Raw genomic sequence first — 16076 nt, 5'->3', positions numbered from 1 at the left:
GGGTTGGGCAGGCCGACCGACGGAGAATCCGTGGAACGGCGTCCACGCGATGGTATGGCTGATCGTGCGGACGGGAGCCCTATGAACCACACGAAGATCTCAGCATGACGGCCCTGATCTATCCGGCAGCGGCCCTGGCCGAGATCGCGGGTTGCTACGCCTTCTGGGCGTGGCTGCGCCTGGGCTATTCCCCGTGGTGGGCAGTCGCCGGAACCGGCTCCCTCATCGCCTTCGGCTTGCTGCTGACCCTTGTGGAGAGCGAGGCGGCGGGGCGCGCCTTCGCCGCCTATGGCGGGGTCTACATCGTCGCCTCGCTGTGCTGGATGTGGTGGGCGGAGGGGGAGCGCCCCGACCTGCGCGATGCCCTCGGCGGGTTCGTCTGTCTCGTCGGTGCGGCGATCATCCTGCTCGGGCGCGGGAAATGACCCTCAGCCGCGTGCCATTCCGTAGAATTCCCCGTTGGGCCGAAGGTCAGCCGCGCTGGCGAGGCGGTTCGACAGGGCGAACAAGGCGGTGATCGCCGCCACATCCCAGATCTCGTCCGGTGTCAGGCCCGCCTGCGCCAGGGTGGCATGGTCGGCCTCGCCGACTGCGCCGGGATCGATGGCGAGCTTCACGGCGAAGTCGAGCATCGCCTTCTGCCTGGGTGTGATCGGCGCCTTGGCATAGTTCACGGCGATCTCGTCGGCGAGCAGGGAGTCCTTGGCCCGCACCCGGAGGATCGCCCCATGGGCCACGACGCAATAGAGACACCGGTTGGCGGCGCTGGTGGCCACCACGATCATCTCTCGCTCCGCCTTGGTGAGGCCTCCCGCCCGGTCCATGAGAGCGTCATGGAAGGCGAAGAAGGCGCGGAACTCGTCGGGCCGGTGGGCAAGCGCCAGGAAGATATTGGGCACGAAGCCCGCCTTTTCCTGGACCTGCTCGATCCGAGCCCGGAGGTCGGCCGGCATGTCGGCCAGGGGTGGCACCGGAAAGCGGCTGATCGGACCTTCTTGGCGCATGGTCGTCCCCGTTTGGTGAAGCATGGCGATCGCGGTACGGATGCCGGCGCCAGGAAGCCCTGAAAGAGCACCATGACCGCCGCCAAGACGTCCGGTCCGAACGCGCCGGTTCGGATCCTCGGGATCGATCCGGGCCTGCGCCGCACCGGCTGGGGCCTGATCACCGCCCGCGGTACGAGTTTGACCTACCACGATTGCGGGGTCGTCACCTCCGATGGCGAGTTGCCCCTGGCCCTCCGCCTGCGCGAACTGTTCGAGGGTCTCAGCCGGATCTGCGAAGCGCTCCAGCCGGACGAGGTCGCCGTGGAGGAGACCTTCGTCAACAAGGACGCCCAGGCCACTCTCAAGCTCGGTCACGCCCGTGCGGTGGCCCTGCTGGTGCCGGCGCTCGCCGGCGTGCCGGTCTTCGAATACGCCGCCAACCTCATCAAGAAGACGGTGGCGGGTTCCGGCCATGCGGACAAGGCGCAGATCCAGGCGATGGTGCGCTTCCTGCTGCCCAAGGCCGAATTCCGGATCGCGGACGCGGCCGACGCCCTGGCGATCGCCGTGACCCATTCAAGCCACAGGGACGCCCATGCCCTCCGGGCGCGGCATTCGCCGGGCCGGGCCGCGCGCAACCTGTCCGGGGTCGCACAGGCGGGACAGAGCCTGGAAGGGAAAGGTTATTCCGCCGCCGCTGCCGCCCGTATCGAGGCAGCCCTGGCGAAATCGCGGTAAGCGCGGGGACATCGCAGCAGCGCAGGGCCATTCGACCTGTGCGCTTTTGCCAGCGATGTGAGGATCTTGGTGGGGGAAGTAGGACTCGAACCTACGAAGCTTACGCAGCGGATTTACAGTCCGCCCCCTTTGCCGCTCGGGACATTCCCCCAAGGTCGTGACGCCCGCCGGGCGTCCCGCGCCGTCCTTATGGTGGGGGGGTCGCCCCGTGTCAACGCTTTGCCGGTGCGACTCGCACAGTTCGTCCGCCGCCGCCGCACCGCCGCCGCCGAATCCGGTATTCGTAATACAACCACGGTCGTTTCTCGCTCCGGCCGAGGAAAGCGGGGAGGCCTTAGGGCAGTACGGCCATTCCAGAAAATCGGATTATCGGTCTCTCTGCCTTTGCCCGTGTACTTCGCACGCCATTGAGCGGGCTTATACTCTCTATCGGCGGCATGATGCCGATCCTTCGATAAAAAAATTTCATCATTTTCTGAGTGTCGCGAGATAACATTCACTTCTACGAATTTACTCCCGAACCATGATATAAAACATCTCATATCTCTAAATAGTGATTATAAGTGGTAGAGCTCGCAAGTTTGTGGTTCGCGAATGCGGTCCGCGAACATATAAATAACGGGTGTTTTCGCCCGATGAACTCAAAGTGCTCACGTTCGTGATCTGCCTCGGATGCCTTCTGAGTGGCGTGATCCTCGCTGCGCTCTCCGTGAAAGACCCGACGCGGTCGGCCTTTCTCGAGCGGTGGAGCGGGATCTGCCTGGTCGTGGGCCTCTGCCTGCTCGGGGTCGCCCTCGGTAGTTCACGCTGAGGTCGCATTCTTTGGAACGTCCGAACGCTGCGACATGTTGTCGACGCGCCACGCCGCAACCGGCGCAGCGCAGGACGGAGTGAACCTATGAGCCTTCTCGGCAACATCGTCAGCAAGATCCTCCACCCGTTCGGAGGTGGAGAAGCAGAGGCGGCGCCGTCGGCGACCACGTCCGGTTCGGGCCAGACGAGCACAGCTGCCCCGACCGGCAGCGCGGGCAGCAGCAGCAGCGGCGGCGGACAGCCGGTGGATGTCGAGGCGGTCCTCACCGGGATGGCGGAAAAGAACCCGCAGAAGCTCGACTGGCGCCACTCCATCGTGGACCTGATGAAGCTCCTGGACCTCGATTCGGGCCTCGCCTCGCGGAAGCAACTCGCCGACGAGCTGCACTACACCGGCGACAAGGAGGATTCCGCCTCCATGAACATCTGGCTTCACAAGCAGGTGATGACGAAGCTCGCCGAAAACGGCGGCAAGGTGCCGGACGACCTGAAGCACTAGGCCCATACGGCCCTCCCGTGATCCTTGGATCACGGGAGGGTATCGCAAAAGGGCATCGATCCCCCGCCCCGTTACCGCCCGGTACGGACCCGCGTCCAGAGCCGGGTGACGAAGCGCTGGGTGCGCTCGTCCCAGGCGGTGTTCACAGACAGGCGCTGCATCGTCGCCTCGTCGGGGTAGATGCCGGGGTTGTTGAGGATCTCGGGCTTCACGAACGCCTTCGCGGCGAGGTTTGCGCTCGCGTAGGACACGAAGTTCGTGTTTGCCGCCGCCACTTCCGGCCGCATCATGTAGTCAAGGAAGGCCAGGGCTTCGGCCGGGTGGGGTGCATCCTTCGGGATGGCGAAGGAATCGAACCACATCAGCGATCCCTCCTTGGGGACCACATAGGCCACGTCGACGCCGTTATTGGCTTCGTCGGCCCGCTTCTTCGCCTGCAACACGTCTCCCGAATAGCCGACCGCGATGCAGATATCGCCGTTCGCCAACGCCTGAATATATTCCGACGAGTGGAATTTGCGCACGCTGCCGCGCACCTTGTACAGGGCATCGGTGACGAGGGTCATGTCGTCCCAGCGCTTGCTGTCCGCCTTCGCGCCGAAGAAGGGCAGCATGCTCGGGATCAGGTCCTCCGGGCTGTCGAGCATCATGATCCCACACTCCTTCAGCTTGTTCGCCGAGGATGGGTTCAGGACGATGCCCCATGAGTTGACCGGTGCGTTCGGCCCGAGCTTCTCCCGCACCAGGGCAGCATTGTAGCCGATCCCGGTGGTGCCCCACATGTAGTCGATGGCGTAGAGGTTGCCGGGATCGTAGCCGGCCAGCCGCCCCATGATATCCGGCCAGAGATTGCCGAGGTTCTTCAATTTCGCCTTGTCGAGGGGTCGAAAGGCGCCGGCCCGGATGAGCCGCTGGAGGTACGGGCCCGACGGCACCACGATGTCGTAGCCCGACCGGCCGGCCAGGAGGCGGGTCTCCAGGATCTCGTTGTTATCGTAGGTGTCGTAGACGACCTTGATGCCCGTCTCACGGGTGAAGGCATCGAGCACCTGCGGGTCGATATAATCCGACCAGTTGTAGATGTTGACGACCCTCTCGTTCGCAGGGCGTGCGGCCCCGGCGAAGAGGGCGGTCCCGAGCGCCGCGGCGAGGCACGCGCCGAGAGCGGCGAGCCGCCCCCGCCCCGGAAGCCGAAACGCCATGCTCAGGCCGTCCGCGCGGCGACGACGACGATCTCGACGAGATATTCGGGCGCGGCGAGCTTTGCCTCGACGGTGGCGCGGGCGGGAGGATTGTCCTTCGACACCCAGGCATCCCAGGCGGCGTTCATCTCGGCGAAATGCGCAATGTCGGCGAGGTAGACCGTGGCCGTCAGGATATTCTCCTTGCCGGTGCCAGCCGACGCGAGCAAGCGGTCGATCTGTTCGAGGATGTTCTGCGTCTGACCGGTGACACCCGTGCCGACGGGCTCGTTGGCGACCTGCCCTGCGAGGTAAACGGTTTCACCATAAACGACGCCTTGGGACATCCGCGCCCCCGGCTCGATCCGCCTGATCGCCATACGCTCTCTCCATCCGTCCGCGACATACGCCGGACGACAGCCCGGCGGCGCCGTATGTGCCGCTGTGGACCGGCCCCCGTAAAGGGTGTTGCGGGCTATCAGTGTCGCAGGAGGGAACTGAGGAAAAAAAATCGCTCCCGTGGTGGGGTATTGGAGCAACCGGTTGGAAAACCCACGCGTTCAGAGGGCGTCAGCGGCCCAAAAGCGGGGAGAGTCATGGGCATTCTTTGGACGATCATCATCGGATTCCTGGCGGGTGTCGTCGCCAAGTTCTTAATGCCCGGCCCGAATGAGCCTGCGGGCTTTATCCTGACGACGATCCTCGGCATCGTCGGCGCTTTCGTCGCGACCTTCATCGGTCAGGCGGTGGGGTGGTACGGCCCGAATCAGGGGGCCGGTTTCATCGGCGCCATCGTCGGCGCCGTGATCGTGCTGTTCATCTACGGCTTCATCGCCAGCCGTCGCACCACGACCTACTGAAGACCCGCTCCGGCGGACACGAAGAGGGGCGCCACAGGGCGCCCCTTTTTTTGTTCGATCCAGGGATGGCGAAGGGCGAGCCCTTCGCTGGGGTCCAGCGCGACGCCCCTGGTGAGCAGGGCGCCGCCCTGCACCCGCCAAAGGACTCGTCCTTTGGGAACCTGCATTCAGAGTTCGTGCGCCACCGCCTTGATGGCGCAATGCCCCGTCGCGCCGCGCATAGCGAGGCCGACGCCCACCACGAGGGCTGCAAGGCTCAGCCACTTATTCGGACGGGGCTGAGCCGCCGCCGCTGCGATGCCGAGGCCGAGCGCGACAGACACAGCCCGCTCCGTCGTGGTCAGGTTCTGCTCGCCGCTGAAGATGTCGTGGATCATGTCGTTGGCCATCAGGCTCCTCCGCTTCCAATCGCGGGGCGAACGCGGAGGCAGCCAGGGCGTTCCGGCCGGACGGTCCACGCCGTCGATCCGGGCGTGGGAGACAAAAAAAGAAGCGCGGCCCCCGAGGGGGGCCGCGCTCCGAACTTCAGTACACGTGGGCCGGCGAAGCGATTACTCGCCCGCCTCGCGGCGGCGCTCGCCCCGGTGACGGCTGCCGTTCTCCCGGCCTTCGCGGCCTTCCCGAGGCTCACGGGGCTCGTCGCCCCGCTCGGCCCGGTCGGAGTCGCGCTGCGCCTTGATCTTGTCGGTGATGTCCTCGCCCGTCTCCTGGTCGACGACCTTCATGGACAGGCGGATCTTGCCCCGGTCGTCCTGACCGAGGAACTTCACCTTCACCTTGTCGCCTTCCTTCACCACGTCGGTAACCTTGGCGACCCGCTGGGCGGCGAGTTCCGAGATGTGGACGAGGCCATCCTTGGCGCCGAAGAAGTTCACGAAGGCGCCGAACTCCATGCACTTCACGATGGTGCCGTCGTAGATCATGCCGGCCTCGGGCTCGGCGACGATCGAGCGGATCCAGTTGTAGGCCGCCTTGATCGCCTTGCCGTCGGCGGAGGCGATCTTCACGATGCCGGTATCCTCGATGTTGATCTTGGCGCCGGTCTTCTCGACGATCTCGCGGATCACCTTGCCGCCGGTGCCGATCACGTCGCGGATCTTGTCCGTCGGGATCTGCATGGTCTCGATGCGCGGCGCGTACTCGCCGAGCTCCGGACGAGCCGCCGTGAGGGCCTTGGCCATCTCAGCGAGGATGTGGGCACGCCCGTCCTTCGCCTGATCGAGGGCGACCCGCATGATCTCCTCGGTGATGCCGGCGATCTTGATGTCCATCTGGAGCGAGGTCACGCCCTCGTCCGTGCCGGCCACCTTGAAGTCCATGTCGCCGAGGTGATCCTCGTCGCCGAGGATGTCGGACAGCACCGCGAAGCGCTCACCCTCAAGGATAAGGCCCATGGCGATGCCGGCCACCGGACGGCGCAGCGGGACACCCGCATCCATCAGCGACAGCGAGCCGCCGCAGACCGACGCCATCGAGGACGAGCCGTTGGACTCCGTGATCTCGGACACGACGCGGATCGTGTACGGGAACTCGTGAGCCGGCGGCAGCACCGGGCGGATCGCCCGCCACGCCAGCTTGCCGTGGCCGATCTCGCGGCGGCCCGGGGAGCCCATGCGGCCCGTCTCACCCACCGAATAGGGGGGGAAGTTGTAGTGGAGCAGGAAGCGCTCCTTGTAGGTGCCTTCCAGGGCGTCGATGAACTGCTCGTCCTCGCCGGTGCCGAGGGTGGCGACCACGAGGGCCTGCGTCTCGCCGCGGGTGAACAGGGCCGAGCCGTGGGCGCGGGGCAGAACGCCGACCTCGGAGAGGATCGGGCGAACGGTCTTCACGTCACGGCCGTCGATGCGGGCGCCGGTATCGAGAATGTTCCAGCGGACCACCTTCGACTGGGCCTCCTTGAAGGCGGCCTTCACCTTCTCGGCATCGAACTTCGCCCCACCCTCGGCCGGGCAGAGGGCGGCCATCACCTTCGCCTTCACGACGTCGACGGCGGCGTAGCGCTCCTGCTTGACGGTTTTGGTGTAGGCGGCGCGCAGCTCGCTCTCGCAGATCTCCAGGACCGCCTTCTCGACGTCGGCGTTCTCCGGCGGGGAGAAGTCCCGCGGCTCCTTCGCCGCCTTCTCGGCCAGACGGATGATCGCCTCGATCACCGGCTGGAAGTGCTTGTGGCCGAACATCACGGCCCCGAGCATCACGTCTTCCGAGAGCTCCTTCGCCTCGGACTCGACCATCAGGACGGCGTCCTGGGTGCCGGCGACGACGAGGTCGAGGGAAGACTCTTCCTTGGTCTCGGTGACCAGAGGGTTCAGCTTGTAGCCGCCGTTGACGTAGCCCACGCGGGCCGCGCCGATCGGGCCCATGAACGGCACGCCCGAAAGGGTCAGCGCCGCCGAGGCCGCCACCATGGCGACGATGTCGGGATCGTTCTCAAGGTCGTGGGTCAGCACCGTGACCGTGACCTGGGTGTCGTTGCGCCAGCCCTCGACGAAGAGGGGACGGATCGGCCGGTCGATGAGGCGGGAGACCAGGGTCTCCTTCTCCGAGGGACGGCCCTCGCGCTTGAAGTACCCACCGGGAATGCGGCCGGCGGCGTAGGCGCGCTCCTGGTAGTTCACGGTGAGGGGGAGGAAGTCGATGCCGGCCTTCGGCTCCTTGGCGCCCACGACGCAGGCGAGCACCGAAGTCTCGCCATAGGTGGCGACGACGGCGCCGTCCGCCTGCCGGGCTACCTTGCCCGTCTCGAGGACGAGCTTGCGGTCGCCCCACATCAGCTCTTCGCGTTGAACGTCGAACATGGTCAGTCTGTCCTTGCCTTCATGCGGCGGGCTTCGCCCGGCACGGCGGGGGCAAGACGACGGGGGGCTTCGCGAAGCCCCCGGTGATCCTGCCCCGATCACGTGCGATGGGGCGGCCCGTGCGGCCTGCCCGAGCCCCATGCCCGGACCGGCCAAAGTCGAACGCGGCCCCGGGGACCGGAGCCGCGCGAAATCAGGGGAGAATCAGCGGCGGATGCCGAGCTTCTCGATGAGGGTGCGGTAGCGCGCCTCGTCCTTGCGCTTCAGATAGTCGAGGAGCGACCGGCGCTGGGAGACCAGCTTCAGGAGGCCACGGCGGGAATGGTTGTCCTTGCTGTGGGTCTTGAAGTGGCCGGTCAGGTTCGCGATCCGCTCGGACAGGATGGCCACCTGCACCTCAGGGGAGCCGGTGTCCTTCGCGTCGTGGCGGTGCTGCTTGATGAGCGCGCTCTTGCGCTCTGCCGTGATCGACATCGCGTGCCTTTCGGGTGTTTTCGTACGGTGAGGCGCCGGGTCACGGCGCCAATGCCTGCGGAACGGCCTGTGCCGGGATGTCGTCCAGCACGGTCTGCCGCAAGCGGCTCAAGCCCCGCCCGGTATCCGGGTCGAGGCCGGGGCGATCCATACACGAAACCGCCGCGGATACCAGCCCCGGGTGCCTCGCGGGGACAGGCGCGGGACTTGCCCTGCCCATCCCGATCGCGCGCGAGGCGACACGATCCACAGTAGCGGGACGTTTCCGGACGGCGCGCTATCGTGGGTTGCTTCGCGCAATAGGCATGGGGCGGCGGGGAACCAGGGATGGCCATGAGGGACGGCGCAGCTGCGACACCGGAGCGTGGCCTCGCCCGCGCCCTCACCGCCCCCGGCCTCGTCTGCATCGGCCTCGGCGGGACGATCGGGGCGGGCATCTTTGTCCTGACCGGGACGGCGGCGGCGCACGATGCCGGGCCGGCCCTCGTCCTGTCCTTCGTGATCGGTGGACTGGTCAGCGGCCTCGTCGGACTTTGCTATGCCGAACTCGCGGCGATGATCCCGGAGGCGGGATCGACCTACGCCTACACGCGCGTCAGCCTCGGCCTCCTGCCGGCATGGCTCGTGGGCTGGGACCTCGTGCTCGAATTCGCCTTCGCTGCCGCGACAGTGGCCGCGGGATGGTCGGGCTATGCCCAATCGCTGCTGGCGGATTTCGGCCTCCACCTGCCTCCGTCTCTCGCCGCGGCGCCGGGGGAGGGGGGCATGATCGACCTGCCGGCTGCGGGGATCGTGCTGGCGCTCACCTTCCTGCTCACGGGGGGCGTGCGACAGGCCGCGGGCGTGAACGCCGCCCTGGTGGCGCTGAAGGTGGCGATCATCCTCGCCTTCGTGGGGCTGGGCGCCGCCTTCGTGAAACCGGACCTGTGGCACCCCTTCGTGCCAGCGAACGCGGGCACCTTCGGCAGCTTCGGCGCCAGCGGTGTCGTGCGGGGCGCCGCGGTCGTGTTCTTCGCCTTCATCGGCTTCGAGACCGTCTCGACGGCGGCGGGCGAATGCCGCGATCCGCAGGCCGACGCCCCCGTGGGGCTCATCGGCTCCCTCGTCCTCAGCACCCTGCTCTACGTCGCCGTCGCCGGCGTGCTGACCGGTCTCGTCCCGTACAGGGAGCTCGACGTGCCCGATCCCATCGCCAAGGCGGTCGATACGATCGGCTATCCGGGCTTCGCCCTGTTCGTGAAAGTCGGCGCGCTCGTCGGGCTGACCACATCGACCCTCACCGCCCTCTACGGTCAGGGACGCATCTTCTACGCGATGGCGCGGGACCGCCTCCTGCCCGATGCCTTCGCCCGGATCAGTCCCCGCAGCCGGGTCCCGGCGGCGAGCCAATGGATGATCGGCCTCTTCACCGCCGCCATCGCGGGGCTGGTGCCCATCGCGGTGCTGGGCGAACTCGTCAGCATCGGCACCCTGCTCGCCTTCGGTCTCGTCTGCGCCAGCGTGCCGATCCTGCGGCGGCGGCAACCGGACCGGCCACGGCCCTTCCGGGTACCTGCAGCCGACCTCGTCGCAGGGCTCGGCCTCCTGGCTTGCGCCGGCCTGATGGTATCCCTGCCGCCGGAGACATGGATCCGGCTCACCGTTTGGCTCGTGATCGGGCTGGCGATCTTTTTTGGGTATGGCCGCAGGCGCGTAGTCGAGCGGGGGGACTAAACCCAGCAGGCTTATGTCGCCGCCATTCCCATCCCTGATCGCAAGCGCAGAGACGCAATCGAGAGCCACGTTTCAGAGGCGGCGCGCTGCCCTGGATTGCTTCGCTGCGCTCGCAATGACGGGGAGGGAATGACCAGGCGGCGGGGTGCCAAACCTACCGCAACGACAGCCCAGCGGCGGCCTTCAGGTCCTCCGTATCGGTCAGCCGCAGGCCCCGACGTTTGAGGCCGGCCAGCATCGCCCGGTCGGGGAAGGGGCAGTAGGGCAGCATGTCGACCATTCTCCCCTCGGGCAGGGTGCCAGTGGCGACGACGGTATCGAGCAGCCGGTCGAGCATCCCCCGTCCGTGGGCGTGGAGCATCACGGCGGCCCGGGTCGCGGTGACGTCCGCGGGCAGGCGCACCGCCTCCTGGTCGAGGATCGCCCCGGCATCGATGGCGGCGGCGAGCCGGTGCAGGGTCATCCCGAAGGCGTCGGGCCCCTCGGCCAAGGCGTGGATCGTCGGCACCGGTCCCCGGTGGCGCGGCAGGAGGCCCGGATGGCCGTTGATCCCGCCGAGCCGGGCCAGGGCGATGGTCTCGGGCTTGAGGATCTGGTCGAAGTGATAGGTCAGGATCAGATCCGGCTCGGCCTCGCGGAGGGCCTTGGCGGTCTCCGGCCCGTTCACGTCATCCACCTTGGCCGCGCGGATGCCGAGACGCCGGCACAGGGTCGCCAGGGGGGTCGCCTCGGGCCGATCCGTGCTGCCGGCGGCGGCCTGGGTCAGGGGCGCGAGGGGACGCAACAGGTCCGGCAGGCCGAAATTCACCGCGAGGTAGGGCAGGATGCCGGTTCCCGACCGAGAGAGATGGCGGCGCATCTGGCCCGTGAGGCCGCCGGTCGAGGGACGTTCGGCATTGGACAACCCGACGAAGACGATCTCGCCCGCCCGGTCGGCCACGAGCCGCCGGACGGTCCTGGCGTTCGGCAACGCTTCGAGGACGAGGAGGGCGATCCGCAAGTCCGTCACCGCTGATTGAACTTGAAGGCCGAAAGCCCGATCCGCCTGACCCATTCCGGCAGCAGCAGCACCGAGCGGGCCAGCACGGCCAGGGGCAGGGGGAAGGACACCACATCCCGATCCCGGGCGAGACCCCGGGCGATGATCGCAGCAGCGTCGTCCGCGCTCAATTCCAGGGGGCGCCAGCCCTTGAGTTCGCCGCCCATGGGCGTCTTCACATAACCCGGCGTCACGACGCTGATCTTCACGCCGAGCGGCCAGACCTTCTGCCGCAGGGCCAGGCCGTGGGCCACCAGGGCGGCCTTCGCGCCGCTATAGGTCGGGGCGTCGGCCAGGGGCGCATAGGCCGCAAGCGACGACATCAACGCGATCTGTCCCCGTCCGCGGGCGAGCATCAGGCTCAGCGCCGGAAGCATCACGTTGAGGGAGCCGGTATAATTGATGTCCGCCGTCTCGAAGGCCGTCTCCTCGGTCTCGACCCGCCCCTCGCGCCCACCGCCGTTGATGGCGGCGTTGACGACGACGAGGTCGAGGGGTGAGCGGGCATCGACCTCGGCCAGGAGGCGGCGGATCGCCGCCCGGTCGCGGGTATCGCCCTGGGCGACCTCGGCGACGGCGCCCTTCGCCCGGCATTCCTGCGCCACCGCCGCGAGGCGTGGCTCGTTGCGCGCGACCAGGACGAGGCGGGTATCGGCTGCGGCGTAGTGGCGGGCGAGGGCGGCGCCGATGCCGCTCGACGCCCCCGTGATGAGTATCGTCCTCACCGAACGCCGCCCGGCCTGCCGCTGATGGATGCCGCCATGTTCTCCGCCTTCCCGTCTGAGGCGTCGCCCCGCCTGCCACCCGCCCGACGCCGCCTTCCTTGACGCTGTCGTGGCGATATGAAAGGGGCCGCCCCGTCGCGGGCCTCGTAGAGTGCTCCCCGCCGCAGGGGAAGCCGATTTCGGCGTGGAAGCCGCCGGTGTTATGCCCGGATGCGTTGCAACTGGGCCGGGCAGGGTCCGCTTCGAAGACCAAACCGGGTTATTCGGGCGGGACTTGGCTCAAGCGGGATCTGCCTCAGGCGGAATTCGGCTAAAGCTGAATTCCGCCTGAGGCAGGTATGGCCCACGCAGTTCCGGGATTGGATGACACACGGATGGAAGGTGGCAAGCTCAAGCGCCTGTGGCCGCGGACGCTCTCGGAGATCGAGATGCCCGGGGGAAGGCCGGTGCGCCGCCTCGGCAGCGAGCCGGTCTCCCGCCGGGTGGGCCACGCGGACCGCTGGGACGAGGGTTTCCTGCGCCTGCCAGGCGCCCGGACCCTGCGCCCCCTGAGCTCCATCGTCGACGGGCTCGGCATCTATTACGACGCCACCGCCCCGAGCGAACTGGAGACGATGCTTCAGGAGGGCGGCTGGGAGAGCGACGAGATCCTCGCCCGCGCCGAAGCCGGCATCGCGCTCCTGCGCCGGGCGCGGCTCAGCCTCGACAACGATCCAAGGCGGGTGGACCTTTCGACGGTGCTGGTCGAGCGAAACCGGCGACGGCCCCTCGTCGTGATCGTCGATCAGGTGCCGAAGGACCCGACCATCGGCTTCGGTCTGGCGAGCGAGAAAGCCTTCTCCACCATGCTCGAGGCCGCCGCGGCGGAACACCCGGATGCGGACAGGGTGGTCGTCATGGATCCGGCCGCGCGGCCGGGCCATGCTGGCCACCTCTCACCGGCCGCCGTCGAGGCGTCCGGCGCCCGGGCGATCACCCGGCCGGTCGAAGCGTGGTCCGTGATCGAGTCGGCGGACCGGCTCTACGTGGTTACGAGCCATATTGGCTTCGAGGCGGCCCTCGCCGGCCGACAGGTCACGTGTTTCGGCGTGCCCTTCTACGCCGGCTGGGGCTTCACCGACGACCGGCTCGATCCGATCCGCCGCACGCGGGACCGCTCGCCGGCCGAAGTCTTCGCCGCCGTCTACCTGATCTGCTCCCGCTACTTCGAGCCCTATGGCGGCGAGACCTGCCGGTTCGAGGAAGCGGCCGCGATCCTTCGCCTGATCGTGGAGGAGCAGCGGGTGAACGCCGCTCGGACGCTCTGCATCGGCTTCGCTGCCTGGAAGCGCCGGTGGCTGGTGCAGGCCCTGGCCTCCCCGGGGCGGATCCCCGCCGTAGCCGCCCCGCGACACGATCCAAAGGCCGCTGAGATCGCCCGCTATGACCGGGTCGTCGCCTGGGCGAGCCGAGCTCCGGAGAACCTCGACCGCGCCTGTCGCGAGGCCGGGGTGCCGCTCATGCGCATGGAAGACGGTTTTATCCGCTCCATCGGGCTCGGCGTCGCCCTGAGGCCGGGTGCCTCGCATGTGCTCGACGGCACCGGCATCTATTACGACGCGACCGCGCCGAGCGACCTCGAACAGATGCTGGAAAATGGCGGCTTCCCCGCCGACGTGCTGGAGCGGGCCAAGCGGCTGCGGGCGGCGGTCGTGGAGGCTCGGCTCAGCAAGTACAATGTCGGCTCGGCACCCCTGCCGGCCATGCCGAAGGCGGGCCGGGTCGTGCTCGTCGCCGGACAGGTCGAAAACGACGCCTCGATCCGGCTCTGCGCGGCGACGGTCACGCGGAACGCCGATCTGCTCATGCTGGCGAGGAAGCGCCATCCGGACGCGGTGATCGCCTTCAAGCCGCATCCGGACGTGGAGGCGGGCCTGCGTCCCGGCTGGGTCGCTCCGGCGGACATCGCCGCCCACGCGGATATCGTCCTGCGGGACGTGTCCGCCGCCGACGCCCTCGAGATCGCCGACCATGTCGAGACCATCTCGTCACTGATCGGGTTCGAAGCTCTGTTGCGGGGGCGGAGCGTCACGACGCACGGGCTGCCGTTCTATGCCGGCTGGGGCCTGACGGAGAGCCCCGCCTGCCCCCGCCGGACCCGGCGCGTCACCCTCGACGAGCTGGTCGCCGGCGCTCTCATCGTCTACCCGCACTACGTCGATCCGCGGACCGGCCTGCCCTGTCCGCCGGAGGTGATCATCCAGCGACTGTCGGAGGGCGATGCGGGGTTGATGCGGCGGGAGCCCACCGTCGAGGCGGTCCTGAAGCAGGTCTGGTCGCTGACCTCGCGCCACCTGCTGCGGCGGCGGTAGCGCCGCGTTCACCAGGGGGGATGCCGGTACGACACACGCATCGGCCTTCGCCGCACATTCTTAAACGGCTTGATCATCTGCGCGCCCGCGGGACGAACCCGCGGGCGCGGGGGTGTCAGACGTTCTGAAACCCGAAGCCGTGTTCGGGGATCGCGAGATCCTCGCCCTCAGTGCTCCGCCGGGCGCGGGTGCGCATCTCGAGCCAGGCACCTTCGGTCAGGTCGAGGCGGGAGGCCGTGGCCTGAACGGCCGCCGCGAGGCCGTCCTTGGCATAGTACACGCCGCGGATCTGGATATGGGCGACGATCGCCCGGACGAAGGCGTGCCAGAGCTCCTTCCGGGGCGGCCGCGCTTCGGTCCAGAACCGGTCGAGGGGCCCCTGGAAGGTCAGACCCTCGATGTCGTAGACCGCCGTGCCGAGGGTGATCGTGGGCACCGCCACGCGCATCGCCCAGAGGCCCACGGTGCTGTTCACGGTGATGCAACCCTTCGAGGCATCGAGCATCACCGCAAGGTTGCCGCCGTCCACGAAATCCACACGGCCCGAGACGCCATGCTTCGCCGCCGAGCGGCGGACGATCCGCGCCCAGTTGCGCATGCCCGGGTCCAGGGGATGGGCCTTGATCAGGAGACGGGTATTGGCCGGCGCATGCTTAGCGAACGATGCGACGACGGTATGGATCGGCGCCTTGAAGTCAAAGAACGGCGAGTAGGCCCGGAGCTGGAAGTCGTTTTCCATCTGCAGGGGCAGGACGTAATAGGGCGCCTTCTCCGCCTTCAGCTTGGCGACGTAGCGATCGACCTTCGGCGTGCTGAACTTGGCGCGCAGGATGTGCAAGCCCGTGCCGATATAGACGAGGGCCGGATGGTAAAGCTGGTGGGAGCGGTAGAATGGGAACAGGAACCACAGCCAGTTGCTGAGCAGGTGGTAGGCGATGTCCCAGATCACCTGCGTCTTGAAGCTGTCGGGATAACGCGGCTCCAGATCCGGTTCCGGAAGGCCGTCGGCCAGGGCCATCACCTCGTCGGGATTGCGGGGAAAGCAGCTGTCCCCGGACATTCCGTCGCGTTCGAGGGTGATCCAGTCCGGGCGGAGGTAGCCGAAATCCGTCACCGTGACGTTCAGCTTTCGTGCCTTCGCCGCTGCGATTGCCACCTTATGGTAGAACCGCTGCTCGCCCAGCAACATCAGGTCGGTGACGCCTTCCCGGTCGATCAGGTCGGCGATGAAGGCGGGCCAGTTCTCCCGGCGACCGCGATAGTTGATCGCCCCGGGCCGGCGCCAGAACAGGGTGTCGCCGAAGCAGAGGTTGACGCGCAGGCAGCGGTGGCCCCGGGCCTCCAGCGCGTCCGCTGTATGGGCGAAATAGGGAGTGATCGGCCCCTGGAGGAACAGGAAGACCTGCCGGCCGGACTGCCGCTGGTTCGCCTTCCCGGCCGTGCCGCGCTCTTTGTTCATGTCCCCGCCGGTTCGGCCCACGGTGCGGAGGCCGCGAACGGCCTCGTCGTTGAGGTGAGAGGTTACAGGGCCGGGAGCGGGGTTCAATGCCATGAAAGCAACACTTTCCGATCGCGCACCGTCGGAGCGAAGTCGGCGCTACGTCTCGCCGGTCTCCGCCGCGTTCTGACACTCGTCCTGGCTCCGAAAAGGCGGCAGCATGATGGTCGCGGGAACGCACCCCACAGCTTGCAAGCCATAGTTGCAGAGATGGTACGCTTTCGTGCTTCGAAAGGTGCGATCCTCGAACCGGCCTCAATTCACCGTTAAGCTGATAGCAGTCTTCACGCCCCCTTATGGGCTCGCGGGCCGGTTCGCTGGGCCCGGCACAACGGATTTCTGGATGATGCGTTTGGGCAACCTGGCTGTCACGTCGGCCTGCATCGCCGCGACGGCGCTGTCGG

Annotated in this window: 15 protein-coding genes and 1 tRNA gene; 6 read left to right on the top strand and 10 right to left on the bottom strand. The window is 67.6% G+C overall.

The window, feature by feature from the left end; genetic code table 11:
- Positions 1 to 104: 104 nt before the first annotated feature.
- Positions 105 to 425: a YnfA family protein gene (locus MFF22_RS17755; protein WP_238250389.1), complete on the top strand. Its 321-nt coding sequence runs from the start codon at positions 105 to 107 to the stop codon at positions 423 to 425.
- Positions 426 to 428: 3 nt separating this feature from the next.
- Here MFF22_RS17755 and MFF22_RS17750 read toward each other — a convergent pair whose 3' ends face one another.
- The gene (locus MFF22_RS17750) at positions 429 to 1004 is read right to left on the bottom strand and encodes a peroxidase-related enzyme (RefSeq protein WP_238250387.1); all 576 of its coding nucleotides are present in this window, start codon (positions 1002 to 1004) and stop codon (positions 429 to 431) included.
- 72 nt (positions 1005 to 1076) lie between these two features.
- Here MFF22_RS17750 and ruvC point away from each other — a divergent pair, with 72 nt between their 5' ends.
- A complete protein-coding gene (gene ruvC / locus MFF22_RS17745) occupies positions 1077 to 1724 on the top strand; it encodes a crossover junction endodeoxyribonuclease RuvC (RefSeq protein ID WP_238250384.1) in 648 nt (215 codons plus the stop codon).
- Positions 1725 to 1791: 67 nt separating this feature from the next.
- Here the strand turns inward: ruvC and MFF22_RS17740 are convergent.
- Positions 1792 to 1875, bottom strand: a tRNA-Tyr gene (locus MFF22_RS17740).
- A gap of 747 nt (positions 1876 to 2622) precedes the next feature.
- Here MFF22_RS17740 and MFF22_RS17735 point away from each other — a divergent pair.
- The gene (locus MFF22_RS17735; RefSeq protein ID WP_238250383.1) at positions 2623 to 3036 is read left to right on the top strand and encodes a DUF3597 domain-containing protein; all 414 of its coding nucleotides are present in this window, start codon (positions 2623 to 2625) and stop codon (positions 3034 to 3036) included.
- 71 nt (positions 3037 to 3107) lie between these two features.
- On the opposite strand, the gene MFF22_RS17730 is transcribed toward MFF22_RS17735, so the two are convergent.
- Complete coding sequence (locus MFF22_RS17730) at positions 3108 to 4238, bottom strand: polyamine ABC transporter substrate-binding protein (RefSeq protein WP_238250382.1); 1131 nt, start codon at positions 4236 to 4238, stop codon at positions 3108 to 3110.
- A gap of 2 nt (positions 4239 to 4240) precedes the next feature.
- On the bottom strand, positions 4241 to 4597 hold the full coding sequence (locus MFF22_RS17725; RefSeq protein ID WP_238250381.1) for a RidA family protein: 357 nt from the start codon (positions 4595 to 4597) through the stop codon (positions 4241 to 4243).
- A gap of 216 nt (positions 4598 to 4813) precedes the next feature.
- Between MFF22_RS17725 and MFF22_RS17720 the strand changes: the two genes are divergently transcribed.
- Complete coding sequence (locus tag MFF22_RS17720) at positions 4814 to 5077, top strand: GlsB/YeaQ/YmgE family stress response membrane protein (RefSeq protein WP_238250380.1); 264 nt, start codon at positions 4814 to 4816, stop codon at positions 5075 to 5077.
- Between the two features lie 167 nt (positions 5078 to 5244).
- Here MFF22_RS17720 and MFF22_RS17715 read toward each other — a convergent pair whose 3' ends face one another.
- The 3 genes from MFF22_RS17715 to rpsO form a co-directional block, all read right to left on the bottom strand.
- Positions 5245 to 5466 (bottom strand): YgaP-like transmembrane domain, encoded by a 222-nt coding sequence (locus MFF22_RS17715; RefSeq protein ID WP_238250379.1) that lies wholly within the window; start codon positions 5464 to 5466, stop codon positions 5245 to 5247.
- Positions 5467 to 5628: 162 nt separating this feature from the next.
- Positions 5629 to 7872, bottom strand: coding sequence for a polyribonucleotide nucleotidyltransferase (pnp, locus tag MFF22_RS17710; protein WP_238250378.1), 2244 nt, complete (start codon positions 7870 to 7872; stop codon positions 5629 to 5631).
- Between the two features lie 204 nt (positions 7873 to 8076).
- The gene (rpsO, locus tag MFF22_RS17705) at positions 8077 to 8346 is read right to left on the bottom strand and encodes a 30S ribosomal protein S15 (RefSeq protein ID WP_238250376.1); all 270 of its coding nucleotides are present in this window, start codon (positions 8344 to 8346) and stop codon (positions 8077 to 8079) included.
- A gap of 327 nt (positions 8347 to 8673) precedes the next feature.
- Here rpsO and MFF22_RS17700 point away from each other — a divergent pair, with 327 nt between their 5' ends.
- Positions 8674 to 10059 carry an APC family permease gene (locus MFF22_RS17700; RefSeq protein ID WP_238250374.1) on the top strand — a complete coding sequence of 462 codons (1386 nt, stop codon included), beginning with the start codon at positions 8674 to 8676 and terminating at the stop codon, positions 10057 to 10059.
- A gap of 154 nt (positions 10060 to 10213) precedes the next feature.
- On the opposite strand, the gene MFF22_RS17695 is transcribed toward MFF22_RS17700, so the two are convergent.
- Together MFF22_RS17695 and MFF22_RS17690 are read right to left on the bottom strand one after the other, a co-directional pair.
- On the bottom strand, positions 10214 to 11068 hold the full coding sequence (locus tag MFF22_RS17695) for a formyltransferase family protein (protein ID WP_238250372.1): 855 nt from the start codon (positions 11066 to 11068) through the stop codon (positions 10214 to 10216).
- Positions 11065 to 11823, bottom strand: coding sequence for an SDR family NAD(P)-dependent oxidoreductase (locus MFF22_RS17690; protein WP_238250371.1), 759 nt, complete (start codon positions 11821 to 11823; stop codon positions 11065 to 11067). Before MFF22_RS17690 ends, MFF22_RS17695 begins: the two co-directional genes overlap by 4 nt.
- Before the next feature lie 374 nt (positions 11824 to 12197).
- Here MFF22_RS17690 and MFF22_RS17685 point away from each other — a divergent pair, with 374 nt between their 5' ends.
- On the top strand, positions 12198 to 14174 hold the full coding sequence (locus MFF22_RS17685) for a capsule polysaccharide biogenesis protein (RefSeq protein WP_238250366.1): 1977 nt from the start codon (positions 12198 to 12200) through the stop codon (positions 14172 to 14174).
- Positions 14175 to 14289: 115 nt separating this feature from the next.
- On the opposite strand, the gene MFF22_RS17680 is transcribed toward MFF22_RS17685, so the two are convergent.
- The gene (locus MFF22_RS17680) at positions 14290 to 15633 is read right to left on the bottom strand and encodes a capsule polysaccharide biogenesis protein (RefSeq protein ID WP_238250364.1); all 1344 of its coding nucleotides are present in this window, start codon (positions 15631 to 15633) and stop codon (positions 14290 to 14292) included.
- Positions 15634 to 16076 lie beyond the last annotated feature (443 nt).

Source organism: Methylobacterium persicinum (assembly GCF_022179525.1).
Lineage (GTDB): Bacteria > Pseudomonadota > Alphaproteobacteria > Rhizobiales > Beijerinckiaceae > Methylobacterium > Methylobacterium persicinum.
The sequence above is the reverse complement of the archived record's forward strand: the minus strand, read 5'-3'. Positions and strand labels throughout refer to the sequence as shown.

What these genes read in the sequence shown, in the direction of transcription:
- MFF22_RS17755 (WP_238250389.1), top strand. Translation starts at nt 105, where the DNA reads ATGACGGCCCTGATCTATCCGGCAGCGGCCCTGGCCGAGATCGCGGGT.
- MFF22_RS17750 (WP_238250387.1), bottom strand. Translation starts at nt 1,004, where the DNA reads ATGCGCCAAGAAGGTCCGATCAGCCGCTTTCCGGTGCCACCCCTGGCC.
- ruvC (WP_238250384.1), top strand. Translation starts at nt 1,077, where the DNA reads ATGACCGCCGCCAAGACGTCCGGTCCGAACGCGCCGGTTCGGATCCTC.
- MFF22_RS17735 (WP_238250383.1), top strand. Translation starts at nt 2,623, where the DNA reads ATGAGCCTTCTCGGCAACATCGTCAGCAAGATCCTCCACCCGTTCGGA.
- MFF22_RS17730 (WP_238250382.1), bottom strand. Translation starts at nt 4,238, where the DNA reads ATGGCGTTTCGGCTTCCGGGGCGGGGGCGGCTCGCCGCTCTCGGCGCG.
- MFF22_RS17725 (WP_238250381.1), bottom strand. Translation starts at nt 4,597, where the DNA reads ATGGCGATCAGGCGGATCGAGCCGGGGGCGCGGATGTCCCAAGGCGTC.
- MFF22_RS17720 (WP_238250380.1), top strand. Translation starts at nt 4,814, where the DNA reads ATGGGCATTCTTTGGACGATCATCATCGGATTCCTGGCGGGTGTCGTC.
- MFF22_RS17715 (WP_238250379.1), bottom strand. Translation starts at nt 5,466, where the DNA reads ATGGCCAACGACATGATCCACGACATCTTCAGCGGCGAGCAGAACCTG.
- pnp (WP_238250378.1), bottom strand. Translation starts at nt 7,872, where the DNA reads ATGTTCGACGTTCAACGCGAAGAGCTGATGTGGGGCGACCGCAAGCTC.
- rpsO (WP_238250376.1), bottom strand. Translation starts at nt 8,346, where the DNA reads ATGTCGATCACGGCAGAGCGCAAGAGCGCGCTCATCAAGCAGCACCGC.
- MFF22_RS17700 (WP_238250374.1), top strand. Translation starts at nt 8,674, where the DNA reads ATGGCCATGAGGGACGGCGCAGCTGCGACACCGGAGCGTGGCCTCGCC.
- MFF22_RS17685 (WP_238250366.1), top strand. Translation starts at nt 12,198, where the DNA reads ATGGAAGGTGGCAAGCTCAAGCGCCTGTGGCCGCGGACGCTCTCGGAG.
- MFF22_RS17680 (WP_238250364.1), bottom strand. Translation starts at nt 15,633, where the DNA reads ATGAACAAAGAGCGCGGCACGGCCGGGAAGGCGAACCAGCGGCAGTCC.